This window comes from Streptomyces sp. NPDC001513, from assembly GCF_042894695.1.
Lineage (GTDB): Bacteria > Actinomycetota > Actinomycetes > Streptomycetales > Streptomycetaceae > Streptomyces.
On the sequence record NZ_JBIAVU010000026.1, the window covers coordinates 1 to 23,309 of the forward strand.

The window sequence follows — 23,309 nt, forward strand, 5'->3', positions numbered from 1 at the left end:
CAGGTCTTTTTCAAAGGAACCTCATCCACCGAAATGGACGGGGTATCAACTTTTGGCGTTGATTTTTGGCACGCTGTTGAGTTCTCAAGGAACGGGCGCTTCCTTTGTACTCACCCTCGCGGGTTTTCCTCCGGGCTTTCGTTCTGTGTTCTTGCGTTTCCGACTCTATCAGACTCTTTCGTGTCCGACTTCCTCGGTGCTTTCCAGTTCCAACGCTTTCGCGCTTTCCCTTTCCGGCGATTCCGACTCTATCAGCGATTTCCCGGCCCCTTGACCACTCGCCGTATTACCGAAAGGGCATACGAAAAGACAGAAAGGAGTTCAAGATCGTTGATGAAGAGGAGGAGGCCCGTCCATCTGCCGTTCGCGAGAAGTTCACACGAGGCGTCCTGGCGGGAGTCACGACAGTACAGGCCCCATGGTGCCCAAGCAAATCGATTCAGGCGTATGGTCTAGTCCACCGGTCTAGTCCACTAGTCTCCGTGCCGAAGGGCCAGCCCGGATCAGGACCAACATCGGGCGAACCCGAACATCAAGTGACATATCCTTCAGAAGAGTACGCCGTTCGCGACAGGCAGTGACGGCGACACGATGAGCCCCACCCCTGGGAGGCCCCCATGACCAGCGTGACGTCCCCACTTGCCGGGATCGCCATCGGACTCGCGGCAGTGCCGGATCCGGTGTTCTCCGGCGCGATGGTGGGACCGGGCACCGCCATTGATCCCGTGCGCGAGCCCTCGGAGGCGGTGTCCCCCGTCGACGGTGTGGTCGTGTCCCTGCACCCGCACGCGTACGTAGTAGTCGACAGCGAGGGCCACGGCGTACTCACGCACCTCGGGATCGACACGGTTCAGCTCAACGGCGAGGGCTTCGAGCTGCTCGTGAACAAGGGCGACACCGTGACCCGCGGCCAGGCCGTCATCCGCTGGAACCCCGCTGCCGTCGAGGCCGCCGGCAAGTCGCCCATCTGTCCCGTGGTGGCACTTGAGGCGACGGCCGAATCCCTCTCCGACGTCGTCGACTCCGGCGACGTGAAGGCTGACGACGCTCTCTTCAGCTGGCAGTGACGCTTTCGCCCGCAACGGGCGAATGAGTCGGACATCCACCGCGGCGGCTCGGCCCGCCGCTCAACCGGAGACGGGTGAAATGGAGACAACGCTGCGAGGCGTCGGCGTGAGCCACGGTGTGGCGATCGGCGAGGTGCGGCACATGGGCACGGCGGTTCTCGAGCCGCCGGCCAAGCAGATCACCGCGGACGAGGCGGAGCGCGAGCAGGGGCGCGCCCGTCAGGCCGTGAGTGCCGTGGCGGCCGATCTGATCGCGCGTGGCCAGCTGGCCGGTGGCGAGGCCCAGCACGTGCTCGAGGCCCAGGCGATGATCGCCGAGGACCCCGAGCTGATGGCGGACGTCGACCGGCGGATCGCCGTCGGCAGCACCGCCGAGCGGGGCGTGTACGACGCCTTCGCCTCCTACCGCGATCTGCTCGCGGGGGCCGGCGAGTACATGGCCGGCCGGGTGGCCGACCTGGACGACGTACGGAACCGCATCGTGGCGCGGCTGCTCGGTGTACCGATGCCGGGTGTGCCCGACAGCGACGAGCCGTACGTGCTGATCGCGCGGGACCTGGCTCCCGCCGACACGGCGCTGCTGGACCCGGCGCTCGTCCTCGGTTTCGTGACCGAGGAGGGCGGGCCGACCAGTCACAGCGCGATCCTCGCGCGGGCGCTGGGCGTGCCGGCGATCGTGGCGCTGCCGGGTGCCGGTGAGATCGCCGAGGGCACGGTCATCGCCGTCGACGGCAGCACCGGTGACCTGTTCGTCGAGCCCACCGCCGAGAAGAAGGCGGAGCTGGCGGCCGCGGCCGCCGAGCGCAGGGCGGCTCTTGCCGCCTCGTCGGGTCCGGGTGCGACGTCCGATGGTCACAAGGTGCCGCTGCTGGCGAATGTCGGCGGTCCCGCCGATGTGCCGGCGGCCGTCGAGGCGGGCGCGGAGGGTGTGGGTCTGTTCCGCACCGAGTTCCTCTTCCTGGACGACAGCAAGAAGGCGCCGTCCGAGGAGAAGCAGATCGAGTCGTACCGCAAGGTGCTCGAGGCGTTTCCCGAGGGTCGTGTCGTCGTGCGGGTGCTGGACGCCGGCGCCGACAAGCCGCTGGACTTCCTGACCCCGGCCGACGAGCCGAACCCGGCACTGGGCGTCCGCGGGCTGCGCTCGCTGCTCGACCACCCGGACGTGCTGCGTACGCAGCTCACCGCGCTGGCCAAGGCAGCCGAGGGGCTGCCGGTCTACCTCGAGGTCATGGCCCCGATGGTCGCCGACCGCACCGATGCCAAGGCTTTCGCGGACGCCTGCCGTGAGGCGGGCCTCAAGGCGAAGTTCGGCGCGATGGTGGAGATCCCCTCCGCCGCGCTCCGGGCGCGCTCGATCCTGCAGGAGGTCGAGTTCCTGTCGCTGGGCACGAACGACCTCGCGCAGTACGCCTTCGCCGCCGACCGGCAGGTCGGAGCGGTGTCGCGGTTGCAGGACCCGTGGCAGCCGGCGCTGCTCGACCTCGTCTCGATGTCGGCCGAGGCCGCCAGGGCCGAGGGCAAGAGCTGCGGTGTCTGTGGTGAGGCCGCTTCGGATCCGCTGCTGGCCTGTGTGCTGACGGGTCTGGGTGTCACCTCCCTGTCGATGGGTGCGGCGTCGATTCCCTATGTGCGGGCGACGCTCGCCAAGTACACGCTCGCCCAGTGCGAGCGTGCCGCGGCGGCCGCCCGTGCGGCGGACAGCGCCGAGGAGGCGCGCCTGGCCGCGCAGGCGGTGCTCTCCGGCGAGTAGCCGGACGGGGTGTGGTGTGGATCGAGGGGCCTTCGCCGGTGGCGAGGGCCCCTCGGTCGTTCAGTGGTGCGGGCCGGGGTCGTCGACCTCGTAGCCGGGGCAGTATTCGACCCCGGATTCCGGGGCCACGGGCTCCCCGGTGTCGGCGTCGGTGCAGTAGGCGTTGAAGACGGCCGCGGCCGAGAGTGCGGTGAGGCGGCCGCGGTCCAGGCGCCAGCCGTGGACCCGGTCGCGGTGGCCTTCGGTGGTGCTCCGCACCACCAGTCCCCCGGGTCCGCCCTGGGCGAGCCCGGCGGCGAGGACCGTCACGAAGTCGAGGCTTTCGCGGCCCTCGATGCGTGGTGGGGTGTCCGGATCTCCGGTGGTGTCGGCGTGGAGGACGGCGACGAGCTGTTCCGCTTCCGTCGGGATGCTGCAGACGAAGTGGTGGTGGCCGGGTCCGGCGCCGGCCACGAGGCGTTTGAGCGCGTCGGTGGCGCGGTCGAAGGAGGCGTGCCCGATGTCCTCGCCGCAGTCCGCGCAGCGGCCGATCCCGGCGAGGAGGGTGGTGGCGTACTCCCAGGTGGCCTGGCGGACCGCCTCGTCGATGAGGAGCGGGACGATCTCGTCGACGGGCTGGCCGCTGTAGGGCAGGACGGCGCTGCCGCCGGCCAGTTCCGCGGTGAAGCGGGTACGGGTGTCGGCCGTGTCGGGATCGAGGCCGTGTTCCCCGCAGTACGCGGCGTACGCGTCGGGGTCGAAGAGGGCGACGGTGGTGTGGATGCCGCGGGCCGCGAGGGACCGGAGCAGGCCGTCGACGTGGCGGAGGTACTCGGTGTAGTCGGCGGGGTGGTCGAAGGTGAAGCTGCGGTAGCCGCACATGGCCGCGAAGTCCCCGGCGTCGGCCAGCAGGCCGAGGGTGCTGGGGACCTCGCGGCGCAGCGTGCGGCGCCTGTCGGTGTCGTGGTCGTGGTCGTTCTTGCGCGGTGGCATGGCTCCCCCTGAGTGATGCGATCTACTGCTCACTCAGAGTAATCGTCACCACTGACAGTGACGGTTGGGTCGCCTCAGCCGCGGGTGCGGGCCAGCTCCTCGTAGAAGTGGAGGAGGTCGAGGTTGTCCACGGAGCCCGGGTTGACCGCCTTGGCCAGGGGGGCGCCCTGGAGGAGCCGCTTGACCGGGACCTCGATGCGCTTGCCCGTGAGGGTGTGCGGGATGCCAGGGACCTCGATGATCTCGTCGGGGACGTGGCGCGGGGAGAGTTCCTCGCGGATCGTCGCCTTGATCCGGGCGCGCAGGTCCTCGTCGAGGGTGGCGCCGGGGGCGAGGTGGACGAAGAGCGGCATCCAGTAGCCGCCGTTCGCCTCCTCCAGGCCGATGACCAGGGATTCCTTGATCTCGGGGAGCCGCTCGACGGCCTCGTAGATGTCGGCGGAGCCCATCCGGACGCCCTGGCGGTTGAGGGTGGAGTCGGAACGGCCGTGGATGATCACCGAGCCGTGGTCGGTGATCGTGATCCAGTCCCCGTGGCGCCAGACCCCCGGGAACATCTCGAAGTAGCTGTCGCGGTAGCGGCTGCCGTCGGGGTCGTTCCAGAAGTGGATCGGCATGGAGGGCATGGGGTTGGTGACGACGAGTTCGCCGACCTCGCCGATGACGGGCTTGCCGGACGGGTCCCAGGACTGCAGGTCGGTGCCGAGGCAGGCGGCCTGGAGCTCGCCGATGTGGACGGGGAGGGTGGGGACCGCGCCGGCGAAGCAGCTGCAGACGTCCGTGCCGCCGCTGACGGAGGCGATCCAGAGGTCCTCCGCAACCTCGTCGTGGAGCCAGCGGAAGCCGTCGGGCGGGAGCGGGGAGCCGGTGGTGGCCACGCACTTCACGGCGGAGAGGTCGAAGTCGCGCGCCGGGTGGACCTCGGCCTTGCGGCAGGCCATGACGTAGGCGGCGGAGGTGCCGTAGAGGGTGGCCTTCGTCCGCTCGGCGATGCGCCACTGGGCGCCCGTGTCGGGGTAGCCGGGGCTGCCGTCGTAGAGCACGACCGTCGTACCGGTGAGCAGTCCGGAGACGAGGAAGTTCCACATCATCCAGCCGGTGGAGGTGTACCAGAAGAACCGGTCCTCCGGGCCGAGGTCGCAGTGCAGGCCGAGCTGCTTGAGGTGTTCGAGGAGGATGCCGCCCTGGGACTGGACGATGGCCTTGGGCAGGCCCGTCGTACCGGAGGAGTAGAGGACCCAGAGGGGGTGGTCGAAGGGGACCGCCTCGAAGACGGGCTCCACGTCGGCGGCGGTGAGGGCGGACCAGTCGAGGGCGCCGTCGGGGGCGGGCGTGCCGAGGAGCGGGATGTGGACGACGGCGCGCAGGGTGGGGAGCTCGGCGCGGAGTTCGGCGACGGTGTCGCGGCGGTCGTGCTCCTTGCCGCCGTAGCGGTAGCCGTCGACGGTGAACAGGACGACCGGCTCGACCTGCTGGAAGCGGTCGAGGACGCTGCGGGCGCCGAAGTCGGGGGCGCAGGAGGTCCAGACGCCGCCGACGGCGGCGGTGGCGAGGAGGGCGACGGTGGCCTCGGGGATGTTGGGGAGGTAGCCGCTGACCCGGTCGCCGGGGCGTACGCCGAGGGCGCGCAGTTCGGCGGCGAGCGCGCCGACCTGGCGGCGGAGCTCGGCCCAGGTGACCGGGGTGACCTCGTGGGTCTCGTCGACGTACAGCAGGGCCGGGTCGTCGGCGCGGGCCGGGTCCTCGGCGGCGCGCAGGGCGTGCTCGGCGTAGTTGAGGGTGGCTCCCGTGAACCAGCGGGCGCCGGGCATGGAGCGGTCGGCGAGGACGGACTCGTACGGGGTGGTGAAGCGGACGTCGAACCACTCGGCGACGGCCTGCCAGAAGGTGTCGAGCTCGTCGACGGACCAGCGGTGCAGGGCGGGGTAGCCGCCGTCGGCGGGGGCTCCGAAGCGGGTCGCGGCCCAGGCCTGGAAGGCGGTGATGCGGGCCGCGGCGATCCGGTCGGGGCCCGGCGCCCAGAGGGGTTCCGGCTGCGTGGCTGAGGTCATGGGTCGGCTCCCGGTCAAGTCTGCGGCTCGCGCTTCGTGTGCGTACGGTGCCATCGCCCGGTGGGTGTCCGCGCGACGGCTCACAGGGACGATGCCATGTGATCGACAGTCGCACCAGAGTCGTCATCGCCGCTCACGGGGTCGGCGGTATGTGGGCCGCCGCTGGTCGCGGGCGGTCGCCCCACGGGTGAACGACAGTTGAACGCAGCACCTTCGGCCGGAGGCCGGTGGCAGGGTGATCTCCATGGACGGTCGTGATCTGGTGCGTGCGGTGAAGGACATCGGTTCGGAGCGCGGGCGGCGCGCCTGGCGTGCGGCGTGGCGCCACCGGCGTGCGGATGCGGTGGGGCTCCCGCGCCGGGGCGCGGAGCGGGCGCGCGTGCCGGGGCTGCTGACCGGTACGGAGTCCCGCCCGGGCGGGGGTGTGCTGCGGTTCGCGCGCTCGGAGCTGCTGGTACGGGTCATGGCGGGCGGCGCGGTGTTCTGGGGCTGGGACGGGGCCGGGCCGACGCCCTCGTACGCGGTGGTGGGCGACGGGCCGGAGCCGGATCCGCGGGCGGTGCTGGAGCCGGACACCGGGGGCGGCTGGCGGGTGGTGTCGGAGCGGGTGACGGTGGCGGTGTCCCGGCACGGGGCGGTGGAGGTGCGCACCCCGGGCGGGACGGTGCTGCGGCGGGAGGCGCCGCCGCGGTGGTGGGAGCCGGTTCCCCTCGCCGGGGAGGCTGCGGTGGGGGCCGGATCCGCTTCGGGCGGGACGCACCGCGCCGGCCCCGGCGGGGTGGGCTCTGGTGGGCTGGGCTCTGGTGGGGGGCGGTGGGTGCAGCGCAGTGAGGTGGCGGCCGACGCGCGGTTCTTCGGACTGGGCGGGCGGGCCGCCGGGCCGCGGCTGCGGGACGGGGCGTACCGGCTGTGGAACACGGACCCGAAGGGGGGCTTCGGGCCGGGCGTCGATCCGCTGTACCTCACGATGCCGGTGCAGATGGTGGTCGCGGACGCGGGCACGCACCTGGTGTTCCACGACAACTCGTGGGACGGGCGGGTGGTGCTGCGGGAGGGCGAGGAGGGCGCGGGCTCGGGCGCGGACCGCCCCGGGGCGAGCGAACTGCGCATGGAGGGCGGGCCGCTGCGGTGCTGGGTGCTGGTGGGGACGCCGGCGCGGGTGCTGCAGGGCTGGTCGGGGCTGACGGGCGCGGCCGCGGTGCCGCCGGAGTGGGCGCTGGGGTACCAGCACGCGCGGTGGGGGTTCGGGAGCGCGACGGAGGTGCGGCGGGTGGTCGAGGGGTACGCGTCGCGCGGGCTCGCGCTGTCGGCCGTACACCTGGACATCGACCACTACGACGGGCACCGGGTGTTCACCGTGGACGAGGAGGCCTTCCCCGATCTGCCCGGGCTGGCCGGGGAGTTGCGGGAGCGGGGGGTGCGGCTGGTCTCGATCGTGGATCCGGCGGTGAAGGCGGGGGACGCGGTGCACGCGTCGGGGCTCGCGGTGGGGGCGGAGGGCGCCTTCGTGCGGGACGCGCGGGGCGAGGAGGTGCGCGGTGAGGTGTGGCCTGGCGAGTGCGCGTACCCGGACTTCACGGATCCGGCGGTACGGGAGTGGTGGGGCGGGCTGTACGAGGAGCGGCTCGCGCAGGGCTTCGCGGGTTTCTGGCACGACATGAACGAGCCGGTGTCGTTCGCGCCGTTCGGGGACGCCACGCTGCCGCGGTCGGCGCGGCACGCGATGGACGGGGCCGGCGGGGACCACCGCGAGGGGCACAACGTGTACGCGCTGGGGATGGCGCGGGCGGGGTGGGAGGGGCTGGTACGGCTGCGGCCGGCCGAGCGGCCGTTCCTGTTCTCCCGGTCGGGCTGGGCGGGCATGCAGCGGTACGGGGGCACCTGGTCGGGCGATGTGGAGACCAGCTGGGAGGGGCTGCGGGCGTCGCTGGCCCTGGTGTTGGGACTCGGGCTGTGCGGGGTGCCGTACTCGGGGCCGGACGTGGGCGGGTTCGGCGGGTCGCCGTCGCCGGAGTTGTACGTTCGATGGCTGCAGCTGGGGGCCTACCTGCCGCTGTTCCGGACGCACTCGGCGATCTGGGCGGGGCGGCGGGAGCCGTGGGAGTTCGGGCCCGAGGTGGCGCGGCAGGCGGCGGAGGTGATGGCGGAGCGGGAGCGGCTGCGGCCGTACTTCGTGACGCTGGCGCACCTGGCCCGGCGGACGGGTGCCCCGTACGTACGGCCGCTGTGGTGGGGGGCGACGGAGGACCGGCGGTTGCGGGACTGCGAGGACGCGTTCCTGCTGGGTGACGCGCTGCTGGTCGCCCCGGTGCTGGAGTGCGGGGCGGACCGGCGGGCGGTACGGCTGCCGCGGGGCCGGTGGTACGACACGGCCACCGGGGCGGCGTACGAGGGTCCGGGCCAGATCCTGCTGGACGCACCGCAGGGGCGGATCCCGGTGCTGGCCCGTGCGGGGGCCTTGTTGCCGGTACGGGCCGCCTCCGGCGGCGGGGTGGAGCTGGAGGTCTGGGCGCCGGCGCGGGGGCGTACGGGTGGCGGGGTGGTGATCCGGGACCCGGGGCCGGGGTTCGAGGCGGGCACGGTCGAGCGGTACACCGTGCGGTGGGCGGGGGACGAGGTGGTGGTGGAGACCGAGGCGGGCGACTCCGTCGAGGGGGTCACCGTGCGGGGGTTGTAGGGCGGTCGCCGGGGCGAGGGGGTGGGTGCCGGTGCGGGATCGGGGCTCCGCCCCGGGCCCCGCGCCTCAAACGCCGGCGAGGCTGGATTTGCGCCCGGCGGCGCTGGAACGGTGCCGACGGGGCTGGATTGGTGGCCGGGGTGAGGGGGCGGGTGCGGGTTCAGGAGCGGGGCTCCGCCCCGGGCCCCGCGCCTCAAACGCCGGCGAGGCTGGAATGGCGGCTACGAGGTGTATTTGCCTGCGAACCAGGCGGTGGCGGCCTGGGTGTGGAGGGGGAAGGCCAGGGGGGACGGGGTGTGGAGGATGTGCCAGCCCGTGGTTTCGTCCGTCGGCTTGGAGGCCGGGAGGTCGGCGGCGGGGCGGGGCGGGAGGAGGCCGAAGAGGAGGAGGTGGCCCGCCGGGGAGCTCAGGGCGTCGGCCAGGGTGACCTCGGAGGCCGGGGCCGTGATGCCGGTCTCCTCGCGGAGTTCGCGGACGACGGCGTCGCGCCAGTCCTCGCCGAAGTCGATGAAGCCGCCGGGCAGGGCGATGCCGCCGAGGGCCGGTTCGATGGTGCGGGTGATGACCACGAGGCCGGTGCCGTCAACATCCTCGACGGGCAGGAGGGTGACGGCCACCGGGAGCGGGTTGCGGTAGGCGGTCGCCCCGCAGGCGGTGCAGGTACGGGGCCACGCATGGGTGGAGTACGGCGCTCCGCAGGTGGAGCAGTGCGAGTCCTTCAGCTGTGCCGGCATCCGGCGATGGTATGCCAAGGGGTATGCGGATGACGGCTGTTGTGGGTGTGCTCGCGGTGCTGGCCGGCGGGGCGGCGCCCTCCGGGCCCGGTGCCGGTTCCGGCTCGGGGCCCGGGTTCGTGGCGCTGCGCGAGGTGGATCCGAGTGTCCGGCAGGACATGCGGTACGCCGGTGCGCGGAATTTCACCGGCGCGGTGGTGGACGGGTACGAGGAGCCGGTGTGCCTGCTCGCCCGGCCCGCCGCCGAGGCGCTGCGGCGGGCGCAGCGGGGGCTGCTGCGGCGCGGCTACGCGCTGCGGGTGTACGACTGCTACCGGCCGCAGCGGGCGGTGGACCGGTTCGTGCGGTGGGCGCGGGAGGCGGACGGCCCGCAGGACCGGGCGCGGAAGGCGGAGTTCTACCCGCACGTGGAGCGGGACCGGCTGATTCCGGAGGGGTACATCGCGGAGAAGTCCGGGCACAGCCGCGGGAGCACCCTCGACGTGACCCTGGAGGAACTCTCGGGCCGGGAGGTCGGCATGGGGACGGCCTTCGACTTCTTCGATCCGCTCTCGCACACCGACGATCCACGGATCACGGGCGCCGCCCGCGCCAACCGGCAGTTGCTGAAGGGGGCGCTGGCCGAGCAGGGGTTCGTGAACCTTCCCGAGGAGTGGTGGCACTTCACGTACAAGCCTGAGGCGTATCCGGACACGTATTTCGATTTCCCCGTCACTGTCGCCGCCGTGCGGCCGTGAGTACCGTGCCCGCATGACTTTCAGCTCGTACGAGGAATTCTGGCCGTATTACGTCGCGATGCACTCCCGGGCCGCCACCCGCTGGATCCACCTCGCCGGCACGCTCACCGGTCTGGCCATGACGGCCTACGGGCTGGCGCGCGGCCGCAAGCGCTACCTCGCCGCGCTCCCCCTGATCGGGTACGGGACCGCCTGGCCGGCGCACTTTCTGATCGAGGGGAACAACCCGGCCACCTTCGGCAATCCGGGGTGGTCGCTGCGCGGGGACGCGCAGATGATCCGGATGATGCTGGCCGGGCGGGACGCGGAGCTGGGCGAGATCGCCCGGAAGTGGCTCGCCGAGAACCCGTGCCAGGGGTGCCCGCCCGTGACAGACTTCTGACGATCCGTCAGAAGTCTGGCTTGGGAGGGGTCTTGGCACGCACACGCACACCCGTCGTGAACGGGTGGTTCACCGAGAACGGTCCGGACGGCGGCTTCCGGCTGCTCGGCACCCGGTGCTCGGCCTGCACCGCGGTGTTCTTCCCGCGCGAGGACGCGTACTGCCGCAATCCGCACTGCCCGGGCGGCGGCGAGCTCGCCGAGGTGCCGCTGTCCCCGCGGGGGCGCGTCTGGTCCTACACCGACGGGCGCTACCGGCCGCCCGCTCCGTACGTGTCCGACCCGGACGCGCCCTGGGAGCCGTACACGCTGGTCGCGGTGGAGCTGGAGGCCGAGGGGATGGTCGTGCTGGGTCAGGCTGCGCCCGGAGTGGGGGTCGCCGATCTGGCGGTCGGGACGGAGGTCGAGGTGGTGGGCGGCGTACTGAACGAGGACTCCGGCACCGTCTGGACCACCTGGCGGTTCAAGCCGGTGGGAGGGACGGCATGAGCGTCGCCGACATCGCCGTCCTCGGGGCGGGCATGCACCCCTGGGGCAAATGGGGCCGCAGCTTCGTCGAGTACGGACGGACCGCCGCTCGGGCCGCGCTCGCGGACGCCGGGCTGGACTGGACGGACGTGCAGTCGATCGTCGGCGCCGACACCGTGCGCTCCGGATATCCGGGCTACGTGGCCGGTGCGACCTTCGCGCAGGCGCTGGGCTGGCAGGGCGCGCGGGTGACCAGCGTGTACGCGGCCTGCGCCTCCGGGGCGCAGGCGATCGGCGCGGCCCGCGCGCAGATCCTGGCCGGCCTGGCCGACGTGGTCCTCGTGGTGGGTGCGGACGCGGCGCCCAAGGGGTTCTTCGCCCCGGCGGGCGGCGATCGGCCGGACGATCCGGACTGGCTGCGGTTCCGCGTGCTGGGCGCCACCAACCCGGCGTACTTCGCGCTGTACGCCCGGCGCCGGATGGCGGTCCACGGGGACACCCCGGAGGACTTCGCGCAGGTCAAGGTGAAGAACGCGGCGGCCGGGGTGCTCAATCCGAACGCCCGCTACCGCAAGGCCGTCACCGCCGAGGAGGTCGCGGCCTCGGCGATCGTCGCCGATCCGCTCCGGCTGCTCGACATCTGCGCCACCTCCGACGGGGGTGCGGCGCTGGTGCTGAGCAGCATGGACTTCGCGCGCTCGCGCGGGGTGGCCGATCCGGTGCGGATCCGGGCGGTGTCCACGGTGACGCCCACGTATCCGCGGACGGTGCTGGACCTGCCGGACATCGCCACCGACTCGGCGGTGGCCGTGGACCCGGCGGCCGGCTCCTTCCGGGCCTCGATCGCGCGCGCCGCGTACGAGGAGGCGGGGCTCGGGCCGGACGAGCTGTCGCTCGCCGAGGTGTACGACCTGTCCACCGCCCTCGAACTGGACTGGTACGAGGACATCGGGCTGTGCGCGGAGGGCGAGGGGGCGAAGCTCGTCCGGGAGGGGGCGACGGCGCTGGGCGGCCGGATTCCGGTCAACACCAGTGGCGGGCTGGCCTCCTTCGGGGAGGCGGTGCCGGCGCAGGCCATCGCGCAGGTGTGCGAGCTGACGTGGCAGTTGCGCGGGACGGCCGGGGACCGGCAGGTGCCGGGGGCGAGGGCCGGGATCACGGCCAATCAGGGGCTGTTCGGGCACGGGTCTGCCGTCGTCGCCGTGCGCTGAACAGCTCGTGTTGTCCGAACGCTTGACGGCCCCCTGCGGCAGGTTCACACTCGCTCCACAGTCCCGCGCCGCGACCGGGACCCCGAACCCCCCGTGAGAGCTGCGGCCCGTACCCCAGTCGGCGGGGGTACGGGTCGCCTCGATGTCGGGCCCCTCGTACGGGCCGCCCGTCAGGCGCCCGCCGAGAGGCTGCGGCGCCGCTCGCGCGCCAGGGACATCGCGTGTTCCACGACCCCCACCAGCACGTCCTTCACGGACTCCCGGTCGCGTGCGTCGCACAGCAGCACCGGCACCCCGGGGTCGAGGTCGAGTGCGGTCCGTACGGTCACCACGGGGTGCCGGTCGGCGCCGTCGAAGCAGTTGACGGCGACCACGAACGGGATCCCGCGCCGCTCGAAGTAGTCGACGGCCGCGAAGCAGTCGGCGAGGCGGCGGGTGTCGGCGAGGACCACGGCGCCGAGCGCGCCCTGCGCCAGCTCGTCCCACAGGAACCAGAAGCGGTCCTGTCCGGGCGTGCCGAACAGGTACAGCACCAGGTCCTCTCGGAGGGTGATGCGCCCGAAGTCCATGGCCACGGTGGTGGTGCTCTTGCCCTCCACTCCCCCGGTGTCGTCGACGCCGACGCCCGGCTCGGAGAGCCGTTCCTCGGTCCGGAGCGGTCTGATCTCGCTCACCGCACTGACCAGGGTGGTCTTGCCCACCCCGAAGCCGCCCGCGACCAGGATCTTCAAGGTCAGCGGTTCGACCGGCGACACCGCGTGCATGGCACCGGTGCGGCTAAAGCGCCCGAAGGCCATCGATCACCTCACGCAGAATGGATTCATCGGGCAGTTCGGCCGGTGGTACCGGCCTGGTCACGTGGACCAGTTCCTCGTCGACCAGGTCGCCGATCAGGACGCGTACGACGCCGACCGCGAGGTCGAGGTCGGCCGCGAGTTCGGCGACCGACTGGGGTCCGCCCCGGCACAGCCCGAGGATGTGGGCGTGTTCCGGGGAGAGGGTCATGTCCCAGACCGGATCGTCGGCCGCCGTTTCGGCGACGACGAGCGCGATCAGGTCGAGGCGGTGCTGACCCGCGTGGCTGGTCCGGCCGCGGGTCATGGCGTACGGGCGTACGACGGGACCCGCGTCGTCGTCGAACCAGTGCGCGTGCTCGGGTCCGTCGGCCGACGGGTCGACGGGGAAGCCGAAACCGTCGGCGATGTCGGTGTCCGTATCCGTGTCCGTGTGGGTGGAGTGGTCCTGGCCTGATTCGCTCATGCCGTACGACTCACCCTCCGGCTGGCAGCCCGGTGCGCGGGGCGGTCGCCAGGTGGTCGCCCACTCGCTTGACCATCAGCGTCATCTCGTACGCGACCTGCCCGACGTCCGAGTCGGCGTCGGCCAGCACGGCCAGGCAGCTGCCGTCGCCCGCGGCCATGACGAAGAGGAAGGCCTCGTCGAGCTCGACCACGGTCTGGCGGACCCGGCCGGAGTCGAAGTGCCGGCCCACGCCCTTGGCCAGGCTGTGGAAACCGGAGGCGACGGCCGCGAGGTGCTCGCTGTCCTCACGGGTCAGGTCCTTGGAGCTGCCGGTGGGCAGGCCGTCGCCGGAGAGGACCACCGCCTTGCGGATGGAGCCGACCCGGTCGACGAGCTCGTCGAGGAGCCAGTTGAGCGGGCCGGAGCCGCGGCCCCTGGTGTCGTTGCCGGTCTGCGGTGCGGTCATCGACCGTCCCCTTCGTTCTCGAATCCGGGGCCTTCGGCGGCGGAGGTGCCTGCCTCGGTGCCGGACTGCTGCGGTGCGTGCTGGTTGCGGCCGGCCGTCCAGCCACGCTGGAGTGCGGACATGCGCGTGCGTACGTCTTCCGCGTCGCGGTCGGCCACCTGGTCGGCGGCGGCTTCGGCGGGTGCGGCGGACGGGGACTTCTTGAGCTGGGGTGCCAGGCTGGCCTGGCGGACCCGGCGGGGAAGCCCGCCGGTGCCCGGTCCGGGTGCGGGGTCCGTGTCACCGGATCCGGCCGCCGAGGCGGGGGTGGGCTGCGGGACCACCGACACCGGACGCTCCACCCGGCGGCCGTGCTCGGCGACCAGGGTCGGCGCGGGGCGGCGGCGCGGCAGCGGTACGGCCCCCGCAGAGCGGGGGCCGTCGGATCGCGAGGCCTCCACGCGCTGGGTCTCCACGCGCTGGGTCTCCAGCCGGACGGGTCCGGTGGGAGCGAGCGAGTCGCGGTCGCGGTCGCCCTTGCGGGCGCCGTTGCGTTCGGTATGCCGGTCCGTGTGCGGCCGGTCGGCCGGGCGCAGGCCCAGCAGGGCGCTGCGGGGGGTGCCGTTCGGCGGGGTCTCGTCGTCGAGGGTGGCCATGACGGGGCGGCCGGCGGCGCCGGGGCGGCCCGCGATCCCGGCGGCGGCTTCGTCCGGGGCCGCGGGGTCGTCGAGGCCGTCCAGCGGGTCCAGGCCGCGGCCCGCGAGCGGGGCCTCCAGCTCGACCGGGCCGCGCAGTTCGGCGGCGGGCAGCGGGCGGCCGGAAGCGGCACGCTCCACCGCGGCCGGCGCGGGCCCGCCGGCCCGTAGGGACGGGGCGGCCTCGCGGGGGCCGTCGAGGCGCACGCCGTTGCCGTTGGTCTCGGGGGCCTCGGTGAGCAGCGCCACGGGGAGGAAGACCACCGCGGTGGTGCCCCCGTACGGGCTGGGCTGGAGGACCACCTTGACGCTGTGGCGCTGGGCGAGGCGGCTGACGACGAACAGGCCGAGGCGGTCGGTGTCGGAGAGTTCGAACTCGGGTGTCTCGGCGAGCCGGAGGTTCGCGTCGAGCAGCGCCTCCGGGGTCATGCCGAGGCCGCGGTCGTGGATCTCCAGGGTGAATCCGTTCGCCACGCGCTCGCCGAGCACCTGGACCGCGGTGTGCGGCGGCGAGAACACCGTGGCGTTCTCCAGGAGTTCGGCGATGAGGTGGGTGATGTCGGCGACGGCGGGGCCGACGATGCCCAGGCGGGTGAGCCGGCGCACCTCGATGCGCTCGTAGTCCTCGACCTCGGCGACGGCGGCCCGTACGACGTCCATGAGCTGGACGGGCTTGCGCCACTGACGGGAGGGCGCGGCGCCGGAGAGGATCACCAGGCCCTCGGCGTGGCGGCGCATGCGGGTGGTCATGTGGTCGAGGCGGAAGAGGTCGGCGAGCTCCTCGGTGTCCTCGGTGCGGCGTTCCATGGTGTCGAGGAGCGTCAGCTGGCGGTGCAGCAGCACCTGGTTGCGGCGGGCCAGGTTGACGAACACCTCGGAGACGCCGCGGCGCAGGTCGGCCTGTTTGACGGCGGCCTCGACGGCGGCGCGCTGGAGGGTGTTGAGGGCCTGGCCGACCTGGCCGACCTCGTCCTTCTCGTATTCGAGGTGGGGCGACTCGGTCTCCACGTCCACCTGCTCGCCGGCGGCGAGGCGGCGCATCACGCTGGGCAGCCGGACGCCGGAGGCCTCGTGGGCCTCCTTGCGCAGCCGGGACAAGTCGCGGACGAGGTCGCGGCCGATGCGGACGGAGAGGACCAGGGAGACGATCAGGGCTATGAAGCCGAGCACTCCGGCGGCGGCGGCCTGGACCATGACGTCCATGGCCACGGGTTCAATGCGCTGCTGGTAGCGGTCGCCGGCGGCGGTGTTCATGGCCGCGAGGTCGTCGAGGACCTTGAGGGCGGCCTCGTCCCACTGGGCGGCGGTCACGCTGCGCGGCTTGTTGACGGCGCCGCCCGCGATGAACCGTTCCTCGGCGTCGCGCAGGGGCTTGCTCTGGGCGTCCTTCCAGTACAGCTCGAACCGCTCCCGGTCGTCGGCGGGGAGGGTCACGAGGTTGAACTCGTAGAGCAGCGTGCGGTTGGCGGCGAGGTCGGAGACCTGGCGCACGTCGGGTGCGGTGACGTTGCGCGCGGCGAGGGCGGAGGCGACGACGGCGTCCTCGCGGGCGAGCAGTTCGCGGGCGCGGCTGATGCCGACGAGGGCGCGGCCCTCCTTGTCAACCTCCACGTTGTCCAGGCCGTGGAGGTTCATGAGGAAGTCGTAGCAGGGGTCGATGAGCCGGCTGTAGAGCTCCAGGGCCTGGGTGGGGTCCAGGGCGTTCTGGTCGACGGAGCGGCGCATGGCGCCGATGCCCTGGAAGGCGGCGACGATGGAGCTCAGGCGCTGGGAGCTCTGCGAGCTCAGCTCGTCGATGACCTTGGGGTCGCGCGCGCTCACGCTGATCTGCTCGACGGCCTGGTCGGTTTCGGCGCGGCGCTTGGTGAGTTCGGCGGTGGCCGTGGCGGCCCGGGGGTCGCCGAGGACGACGAGGGTCTGGCGCCGTTCCTTCTGGATGACGCGGACGACGTCCTCGACGGGGTAGCCGACCTTGTCGATCACGTAGGCCACGTCGAGGAGTTGGAGTGCCTCACGACCGGTGATGACCGTGGCGAAGCCCCAGAGGGCGGTCAGGGAGACGAGCGGCACAAGGAGCAACGCCACGATCTTCCGGCGGATGGACTTCCCGCGAAAGCGCATGGCCTCCCCAGCCTCCCCCAGGTCAACCCCGTTACCGGGGGTCGGTGTTCCGTCATTTAAACGGCGTGAGCCTACTACTGCTCCGCAGCAGGTTCGAAGGCGTGTCCGGACGTTTTCGGCCTGACCCCCGGAGGAAGATCACCAGTTGTCCGACACTTCCGGTCAAGTGCGGCCCGATATGTGGCAGATGACACTTGGTGGGGCGTCAGTTCCCGCAACCTGATGGATGGCTGGAATTGTTTGTTCCGCGATCATCGCGGCCTGTGGAGGGATCCGGGGCGGTTCGGGAATCTCTCGGCGCCGTCGGACGTCTGTCTGTGCGAGGGCCGCGTCGGGGGTAGACGTGGTGGATGGACATGGCGAACCGCGGCGTGGGGAGTGAGCGGACCATGAGCAGTGACGAGGGTGGCGGCGGGGCGGGTTCGGGGGCGTACGCGGGGGTGGCGGGGCGGGGGCTGTGGGTGGAGGAGCCGGCCCGCCGGCGCCGGATGCCCGATCCGGTACGGACATCCGCGGTGCGGGCGGTGGTGATCGTGGCCGTGACCCTGACCCAGGCGACGATCACGTTCTTCCTGACCCTGACCGGGTCCTGGCTGGCCCTGCCGATGGCGCTCTGCGCGATCGCGGGGACGATCGTGGCCACCTGGGGCGTGCTGGACGTGTTGATCACCCGGCAGATGTGGAACCAGCGGTACGGGGTCCTCTCGGCGCCGAGCAGCACGGCGCGCCGGCGCCGCCGCGAGGCCCGCAGGGCGGCCCGCGGCGCGCGCGAGGCCGCCCCGGGGCGAATACCCCGCGAGGACGGCCCCTTGGCCGCCTCCGGGCCGTACACCACGCGCTGACGGCGGCCCGGCCTCTGCCCGCCTGCGGCGGGGCCGGCCGAGGTCACCTGCCCGGCGCGGCTGCCGCCCGCCCTCCGGAGGACGGAGTCCGGCGCAACGGGCCGAAGCCCGTGAGGCGCCCCGGCGCCGAGCGGTGCGAGGTGCGCCTCAGGAAGCGACGCCGCTGCGGCGGAACATGCGGGTGGCCGTGATCTCGCCGTGGATGGTCTCCTCCTCCGGGGACTGCTGCGGCAGACCCGGGCGCAGGTGTTCCTCGACGCTGATGTACTTCAGACCAGCCCGCAGGTCCGCGTCGTTGCGCAGCCGGATCACCAACGGGAACTCGGCGAGGGCGGTGGTGTCGAACAGGCCCGTCGTGTAGAGCAGCTGGACGCCCAGCGCATCGGAGACGGCCCGCTGGAGCTCCAGCAGGTACGTGGCGTTCGCACGGCCGATCGGGTTGTCGAGGAACAGCGTGCCCGCGTGGCGGTGCTTGTCGCGGCCGCGGTCGTTGCTGCGCAGCGCCGCCATCGTGCAGTAGAGGGCGATCGCGGCGGTCAGCAGCTGCCCGCCGGAGAAGACGTCTCCCATCTGGCCGACGGGGACGCGTTCGGCGCGCAGCACCGCGTCCGGCTTGAGGATCTCCACGGAGATGCCCTTGGGTTCGAGGGCCGCCTGGACGCCCCGCAGCAGCAGGGACATGCCGTCGCGGCGGCCCTCGCCGAAGGAGGCGGTGCTGTTCTTCTTCACGGCCGCGCGGGTGGCCTCGTCGACGACCTCGCCGAGCCGTTCCGTGAGCGTGGCCTGGTCCGGCTCCTCGAAGCGGATCCGCAGGAACTCCTGGCCCGACCATTCGCCCAGGCCCTCGGGGAGCTGGGAGAGGCGCTGCGCGGAGCGGAGCGTGGCCAGGGCGGATTCGACGAGGCCGCGCAGGCGGTCGACGATGCTGTCGCGGTTGCGCTCCAGCTGCGCCAGCTCGTCGGTGAGGACGCGCAGCCGGGGGGCGAAGGCCGCCGCCCAGGCCGCCGCGTGCTCGGGCAGGGCCGCGGCGGGCAGTTCCCGGATCTGCTGGCGCGCGGGGGTGCGTACCTGCTCGTAGCGGGTGGCGTTGGCGTGCCGGACCAGGATGTCGCTCGCCTCGCGCACCGCGGACTCGGCGGCCGAGAGGTCGGCCGCGCAGCCGCGCAGGGAGCGGCGGGCCTCGGTGGCCGACTGGCGGGCCTCCTCCAGGGTGCCCGGGTGCGCCACCGGCTCCTGCTCGTCCTCGGCGTGCGCGTGGTCGCGCAGGAGGTCGCGCAGCAGGGTGGCGGTCTCGTCGAAGCCGCCGGCGCCGTCCTCGGCGGTGCGGTGGGCGCGCAGCAGGTCCGCGTGGGCGGCGCGGGCGCCCTCCACGGCCGCGGTGTGGGCGGCGAGCTGGGCGGTGGCCGTACGGAGCAGGGCCTGGGCCTGTTCGACGTCTCCGGGGATCAGTTCCTCGGGCAGTTCGGTGTGCGCCTCGCCCTCGGCGGGGGCGTGCCGCTCGGCCTCGCCGCGCAGCCGGCCGAGCTGCTCGCTGGCGGTGGACGCGCGGGTCTCCAGCATCTGCACGAGGGACTCGGCGCGGGCGGCGGCGGCCTGCCGGGAGGGGCCGTCGGCGCCGTCGGTGCCTTCGAGGAGCTGGGCGGCGCGGGTGCGGACCTTGTTGGTGAGGCGGTCGAGTTCGGCGAGGGCGGCGCTCTCGTCGCTCTCGGCGCGGGCCTGTTCGGCGCGCAGGTCGGCGCCGACGCCCACCTTCTCGTAGAGCTGGGAGGCGGCGCGGTAGGCCTCGCGGAGGTCCGGGAGGGGTACGCGCGGGCCGTCGGCGTCGGGCAGCTGGTCGGGGGCGCCGGCGATCTCGGCGCGCTCGGCGCGCAGGGCGCGGGCGGTGCGGCGGGCGTCGTCGGCCGCGCGCTGGGCGGCGCGGCGGTCCTCGTCGGCGGCGCGGGCGCGGTCCAGGCAGACCTCGGCGCGGGCCTCGGACTCGGCGGCCTCGTCGGCGAGTTCGCGGAGCCTGGCCTGCCAGCCGGCCCGCTCGCGCAGGCGGTAGGCGAGGCCGGCGAGGGCGTCGGCGACGCGGCGGGCGCGCTGGGCGGTGTCCTGGCGCTCGTCGCGGACGCGGGCGGCGTCGGCGGCGGCCTCGTCGGCCTCGGCGCGTACGGTACGGGCCTCCGCGAGCTCGGTGTCGGCCTCCTCGGCGAACGCCCGGGCGGCCGCGGCCTGTTCGGCGAGTTCGGAGAGGCGGCCGGGCGGGCAGCCGGTGCGCCAGGAGGCGAGGCGGGCGGCGAGTTCGCGGTCGCCGGAGAGGCGGGCGGCGAGCTCGCGGATCTCGGTGTCGCGGGCGCCGGCGCGGGTGCGCAGCGCCTGGCGCTCCTCGTCGGCGGCGTGCTCGTCGTGCATGGCCGGGTTCGGCGGGACGAGAAAGACCGCGGTGTCGGTGTCGGCCGCGGGCGGTACGGGCGCCAGCAGGGCGGCCGCGGTCCCGACGGCGACGGTGGAGCGGGGCAGCAGGGCGGCGCCGGAGAGGACCTCGCGGGCCCGGCTGTGGGTGTCGGGGTCGGTGATGACGACGCCGTCGACGAGTTCGGGGCGGGCGGCGAGGACGGCGGCGTGGTCGGCGGGGTCCACGGACTGGGCGAGGTAGCGCCAGCCGGGGAGGGCCGGGATGCCGTGCTCGCCGAGGTACTCGACGGTGGCGAGGACGTCGGGGCCGGGCGGCAGCAGGCCGCCGTCGCCGAGCGCGCCGAGGATGCGGGAGTCGTCGGCGGCGGCGGTGCGCAGCTCGAACAGCTGGCGTTCGGCCGCGGCGACCCCGTCGGTGAGCAGGGTGCGCAGGTCGTCGGCGTTCCGGTCGAGGTCCGCGACGGTGAGCCCGCCGCCCGGGGCGGCTTCGGGACGGCCGGCGGGCCCGGCCTGGGCCGGACCGTGTCCGCCGGAGCCGTGCGCCGCCCCGGCCTGGGCGGCCTGCGACGCGGCGGTGCCCGCGAGGGCGCCGGAAGTGCCTCCCTGCGTGCGCGGGTGCGGGACGAAGGTGTCGGGGACCGACGGGAGCCCCAGCAGCTCCGCCAGGCGCGGGGCCGCGGCGAGGGAGGCCGCCGCCCGGTACTCGGCGTCGTGCGCGGCCTCGGCCGCCTCGGCGGCGTCCGCCGCGCGGGCGGCGGTGAGTTCGGCGCGGGATTCCGCGGCGGCGGCCTCGCGGGCGGCTTCGGCGCCGGCGCGCGCGGCGTCCCGGGCCTCGTCCCAGGCGGCCACGGCGGTCTTCTCGGCGTCGGTGGCGGCGAGGGCCGCGCGCGCCGGGTCGGCGTCGGGGGCGGAGTCGTCGAGCCAGCCGGCCCGGACGGCTTCGGCGGTCTCCTGCTGGACCTCGGCGAGGCGCGAGCGGAGGTGTTCGGCCTCGCTGCGGGCCCGCTGGGCGGCCGTGGCGGCGGCGGTGGCGTCGCGGTGGGAGTCCTCGCCGGTGGCCTGGAGGGCGGCGGAACGCTCCTCCTCCTCGTTGGCGAGCCGTTCGCCGTGCTCGGCGGCGGTGTGCAGGGCCCGTACGAGCTCACCTGCGGCCGTGGCGCGCGCGGCCAGCGCGGGGGCGGCGTCCCGCTCGGCCTCGCGGATGGCGACGGCGACGCGGGCCGAGCGGTCGGCGGCGGCGCGGTGGCGCAGCACGGTCTCGGCGGCCTGCCAGGCGGAGTGCAGCGTGCGGGCTTCGAGGAGTTCGCGGCGCTGGGCGGCGGCGGCCTTGTCGGCGACGGTCAGGGCCAGCGAGGCGTGCCGGTAGGCGAGTTCGGCGGAGACGGCGGCGCTGCGGGCGCGGGCGGAGTCGGCGGCGGTGACCTGGTGGGCGGCGGCGGTGACCCGCTGGGCGAGGTCGGCGGCGCGGCCGCGCTCGTCGGCGGCGCGGGCGGACAGCCGCCGGGCGAGGGTGCGCGTACGGCGTTCCGCGCCCGCGTGGACGTCGCGCAGCCGGGAGCGGGCCCCCGCGGCCTCGACGATCTTGGTGAGCAGGTCCACCGAGCCCGCGGTGAAATCGCGTTCGGCCATGAGCTCGGCGCGGCGGCCGAGCTTGTTGCCGAAGCCGTGGACGAGGTCGGCGAGGCCGTCGGTGTCGCGGGTGTCGGTGACGGCGCGCAGCAGGAGGTCGGTGAAGTCGGAGTCCTTCTTCACCGCGAAGAGGCCGGCCGCCTCGCCCTCGTCGGCGTTCATCTCGCGCTGGTAGCGGAAGAGTTCGGGGTCGAGGCCGAGCTCGGTGAGGTGCTCGTTCCAGCGGTCGTGGATCTCCTCGAAGTACACCTCGAGGTGCGGGTACGCCTTGCCCGCCTCGGTGAGCGCGTCGCGGAAGCCCTTCATCGTGCGGCGGCGGCCCTGGGCGCCGGAGGCGCCTTCGACGGGCGGGCGCACGGCGGTGGCCTCGGCGACGGGCAGGTTGTCGAGGCCGAGGCCCGGGCCGGGGCGGAAGGAGTACCAGGCCTCGGCGAACTTGCGCGGGTCGTTGGAGACCTGGCGGCCGCGCCATTCGCTGACCTTGCCCACGACCACGCACTCGCCGGTCTGGGTGTGCTGCCACTCCAGGGCGACGTGACCGCAGTCGTCCGCGAGCAGGAACTTGCGCAGGACGCCGGAGCTCGCGCCGCCGAGGGTGTTGCGGTGGCCGGGGAGCATCACCGAGAAGATCAGTTTGAGGAGGACGGACTTGCCGCCCCCGTTCTCCAGGAAGAGCACGCCGGCGGGCGCGGGGCGGCGCGGCGGGCCGGTGGGCTCGTCCTCGAAGAACTCCGCCTGGGCCGGCGCCGGGTAGGGCACCGGCTCGCCGACTCCGCGCAGGTCGAGCACGGTGTCGGCGTAGCGCGCACCGGCGGGCCCGATGGAGTAGAGGCGGATCCGGGACAGCTCGTACATGGCGGCGGACTCTCGTGGTGTCTGGTGACTCAGGGCGTACGGAGGACGGGTGGCTCAGGCGTGGAAGGGGAGCCCGGCATCGGCGGCCAGGTCCAGGTCGTCGCCCTCGGGCGGCGGCAGGAGGGTGGCGGAGCCGTCGCTGACGGGGACCACGCCGAGTTCCAGGAGTTCGGCCATGGCCGCGCTGCCCGCCATGTCGCGGACCTGGAGCTGGTAGCGGGGGGTGGTGCGGTAGGTGCCGCCGGACTCGTCGCCGGTGCGCTGGAGGAAACCGGAGTCGGTGAGGAAGGCGGCGGCCTTGCCGACGATGCCGGTGGTGGAACCGGCGAGGCGGCGGGCGTCCTTGGTTGCGCCGGTCGCGCTGCGGCGGGAGTAGACGCGCCAGGCGGCCTCCAGGCCGGGGGCGTCGGAGGCCGGGTCGGTGTTCTCGCCGGTCTCCTCGGCACGCTCCTCCAGGCGGCGGCAGGTCTGCCGGACGAAGGAGTCGACGCCGTTGACGGTGATGCGGCCGATGTAGCCGTCGTCGGCGAGGTCCTCGGGGCGGGGGAAGGCGAGGGCGGCGACGGCGAGGTGGGCCAGGCCGTGCAGGAACCGGTCGGCGGAGTCGGCGGCGGTGCGGCGGGCGTAGTCGCCCATCCGGACGGCGAAGACGGAGTCCTCGCCGGCGGCCACGGCCATGCCGGCGCGCGGGGACACCTCCAGGACGACGAGGCCGAGGCCGGTGGCGACGGCGTCGGCGAGGCGGCCGAAGGCGGGGTCCTCGCGGTAGCGGCGCAGCAGCTCGGCGTACTCGGCGTCACGGGCGGGGAGCAGCTTGGGCTGCAGCCCGAAGGCGACGAGCCGGGCCGCGTCGGCGGCGTCCGCCGGGGTCACCGGGGCGGGGCCCTGCGCCGGCGCGGCCGTCACCGGCTGCACGGGCTCGCTCCACGCGGTGGGCTCGGCGTGGTGGTCGCTCACGGGTGGGTCTCCTCGGCGGTGCGGATGGTGCGGGCGGCTTCGGCGGTGGCCCCGGGTCGGGCTCGGCCCGCCGCCCAC

The 23,309-nt window shown here is 73.8% G+C and carries 18 protein-coding genes; 9 read left to right on the forward strand and 9 right to left on the reverse strand.

Going from position 1 to position 23,309, the window contains the following annotated elements; genetic code table 11:
- The 3 genes from ACFYZ4_RS38785 to ptsP form a co-directional block, all read left to right on the forward strand.
- Positions 1 to 274 (forward strand): hypothetical protein (locus ACFYZ4_RS38785; RefSeq protein ID WP_390786211.1); only part of this gene is annotated, 274 nt, incomplete at its 5' end.
- Positions 275 to 617: 343 nt separating this feature from the next.
- Positions 618 to 1,067: a PTS glucose transporter subunit IIA gene (locus ACFYZ4_RS38790; RefSeq protein WP_351298844.1), complete on the forward strand. Its 450-nt coding sequence runs from the start codon at positions 618 to 620 to the stop codon at positions 1,065 to 1,067.
- A 79-nt stretch (positions 1,068 to 1,146) separates the two neighbouring features.
- Complete coding sequence (ptsP, locus tag ACFYZ4_RS38795; protein WP_351298847.1) at positions 1,147 to 2,817, forward strand: phosphoenolpyruvate--protein phosphotransferase; 1,671 nt, start codon at positions 1,147 to 1,149, stop codon at positions 2,815 to 2,817.
- Between the two features lie 60 nt (positions 2,818 to 2,877).
- On the opposite strand, the gene ACFYZ4_RS38800 is transcribed toward ptsP, so the two are convergent.
- Positions 2,878 to 3,789 carry a hypothetical protein gene (locus ACFYZ4_RS38800; RefSeq protein WP_390786212.1) on the reverse strand — a complete coding sequence of 304 codons (912 nt, stop codon included), beginning with the start codon at positions 3,787 to 3,789 and terminating at the stop codon, positions 2,878 to 2,880.
- 74 nt (positions 3,790 to 3,863) lie between these two features.
- Positions 3,864 to 5,840 (reverse strand): acetoacetate--CoA ligase, encoded by a 1,977-nt coding sequence (locus tag ACFYZ4_RS38805; protein WP_351298853.1) that lies wholly within the window; start codon positions 5,838 to 5,840, stop codon positions 3,864 to 3,866.
- A 244-nt stretch (positions 5,841 to 6,084) separates the two neighbouring features.
- On the opposite strand from ACFYZ4_RS38805, the gene ACFYZ4_RS38810 reads away from it, so the two are divergent.
- Complete coding sequence (locus tag ACFYZ4_RS38810) at positions 6,085 to 8,517, forward strand: TIM-barrel domain-containing protein (RefSeq protein WP_390786213.1); 2,433 nt, start codon at positions 6,085 to 6,087, stop codon at positions 8,515 to 8,517.
- A 221-nt stretch (positions 8,518 to 8,738) separates the two neighbouring features.
- On the opposite strand, the gene ACFYZ4_RS38815 is transcribed toward ACFYZ4_RS38810, so the two are convergent.
- Positions 8,739 to 9,251, reverse strand: a complete 513-nt coding sequence (locus ACFYZ4_RS38815; RefSeq protein WP_390786214.1) for an NUDIX domain-containing protein — start codon at positions 9,249 to 9,251, stop codon at positions 8,739 to 8,741.
- Between the two features lie 11 nt (positions 9,252 to 9,262).
- On the opposite strand from ACFYZ4_RS38815, the gene ACFYZ4_RS38820 reads away from it, so the two are divergent.
- Genes ACFYZ4_RS38820 through ACFYZ4_RS38835 form a run of 4 tightly spaced genes read left to right on the forward strand, consistent with a single transcriptional unit; the run spans position 9,263 to position 12,048 of the window.
- Positions 9,263 to 9,988 (forward strand): M15 family metallopeptidase, encoded by a 726-nt coding sequence (locus ACFYZ4_RS38820; RefSeq protein ID WP_390786215.1) that lies wholly within the window; start codon positions 9,263 to 9,265, stop codon positions 9,986 to 9,988.
- 13 nt (positions 9,989 to 10,001) lie between these two features.
- Positions 10,002 to 10,370: an Mpo1-like protein gene (locus ACFYZ4_RS38825; RefSeq protein ID WP_390786216.1), complete on the forward strand. Its 369-nt coding sequence runs from the start codon at positions 10,002 to 10,004 to the stop codon at positions 10,368 to 10,370.
- Positions 10,371 to 10,402: 32 nt separating this feature from the next.
- Entirely contained in the window at positions 10,403 to 10,858 is a 456-nt protein-coding gene (locus ACFYZ4_RS38830; RefSeq protein ID WP_390786217.1) for a Zn-ribbon domain-containing OB-fold protein, read from the forward strand.
- On the forward strand, positions 10,855 to 12,048 hold the full coding sequence (locus ACFYZ4_RS38835; protein WP_390786218.1) for a lipid-transfer protein: 1,194 nt from the start codon (positions 10,855 to 10,857) through the stop codon (positions 12,046 to 12,048). Before ACFYZ4_RS38830 ends, ACFYZ4_RS38835 begins: the two co-directional genes overlap by 4 nt.
- Positions 12,049 to 12,218: 170 nt before the next feature.
- Here ACFYZ4_RS38835 and ACFYZ4_RS38840 read toward each other — a convergent pair whose 3' ends face one another.
- From ACFYZ4_RS38840 to ACFYZ4_RS38855, 4 genes are read right to left on the reverse strand one after another with little or no spacing between them, the layout of a single operon-like run.
- Positions 12,219 to 12,845, reverse strand: coding sequence for an ATP/GTP-binding protein (locus ACFYZ4_RS38840; RefSeq protein ID WP_030706636.1), 627 nt, complete (start codon positions 12,843 to 12,845; stop codon positions 12,219 to 12,221).
- Entirely contained in the window at positions 12,826 to 13,308 is a 483-nt protein-coding gene (locus tag ACFYZ4_RS38845; RefSeq protein WP_351298873.1) for a DUF742 domain-containing protein, read from the reverse strand. Before ACFYZ4_RS38845 ends, ACFYZ4_RS38840 begins: the two co-directional genes overlap by 20 nt.
- 10 nt (positions 13,309 to 13,318) lie before the next feature.
- Complete coding sequence (locus ACFYZ4_RS38850; RefSeq protein WP_030016314.1) at positions 13,319 to 13,756, reverse strand: roadblock/LC7 domain-containing protein; 438 nt, start codon at positions 13,754 to 13,756, stop codon at positions 13,319 to 13,321.
- A complete protein-coding gene (locus ACFYZ4_RS38855; RefSeq protein ID WP_390786219.1) occupies positions 13,753 to 16,551 on the reverse strand; it encodes a nitrate- and nitrite sensing domain-containing protein in 2,799 nt (932 codons plus the stop codon). The genes ACFYZ4_RS38850 and ACFYZ4_RS38855 overlap by 4 nt, the downstream gene beginning before the upstream one ends.
- A 389-nt stretch (positions 16,552 to 16,940) precedes the next feature.
- Between ACFYZ4_RS38855 and ACFYZ4_RS38860 the strand changes: the two genes are divergently transcribed.
- Positions 16,941 to 17,393, forward strand: coding sequence for a hypothetical protein (locus ACFYZ4_RS38860; protein ID WP_390786220.1), 453 nt, complete (start codon positions 16,941 to 16,943; stop codon positions 17,391 to 17,393).
- Positions 17,394 to 17,540: 147 nt separating this feature from the next.
- On the opposite strand, the gene ACFYZ4_RS38865 is transcribed toward ACFYZ4_RS38860, so the two are convergent.
- Both ACFYZ4_RS38865 and ACFYZ4_RS38870 read right to left on the reverse strand, forming a co-directional pair.
- The gene (locus tag ACFYZ4_RS38865; protein ID WP_390786221.1) at positions 17,541 to 22,274 is read right to left on the reverse strand and encodes a hypothetical protein; all 4,734 of its coding nucleotides are present in this window, start codon (positions 22,272 to 22,274) and stop codon (positions 17,541 to 17,543) included.
- Between the two features lie 54 nt (positions 22,275 to 22,328).
- Positions 22,329 to 23,231: a hypothetical protein gene (locus tag ACFYZ4_RS38870; protein WP_351298884.1), complete on the reverse strand. Its 903-nt coding sequence runs from the start codon at positions 23,229 to 23,231 to the stop codon at positions 22,329 to 22,331.
- Positions 23,232 to 23,309 lie beyond the last annotated feature (78 nt).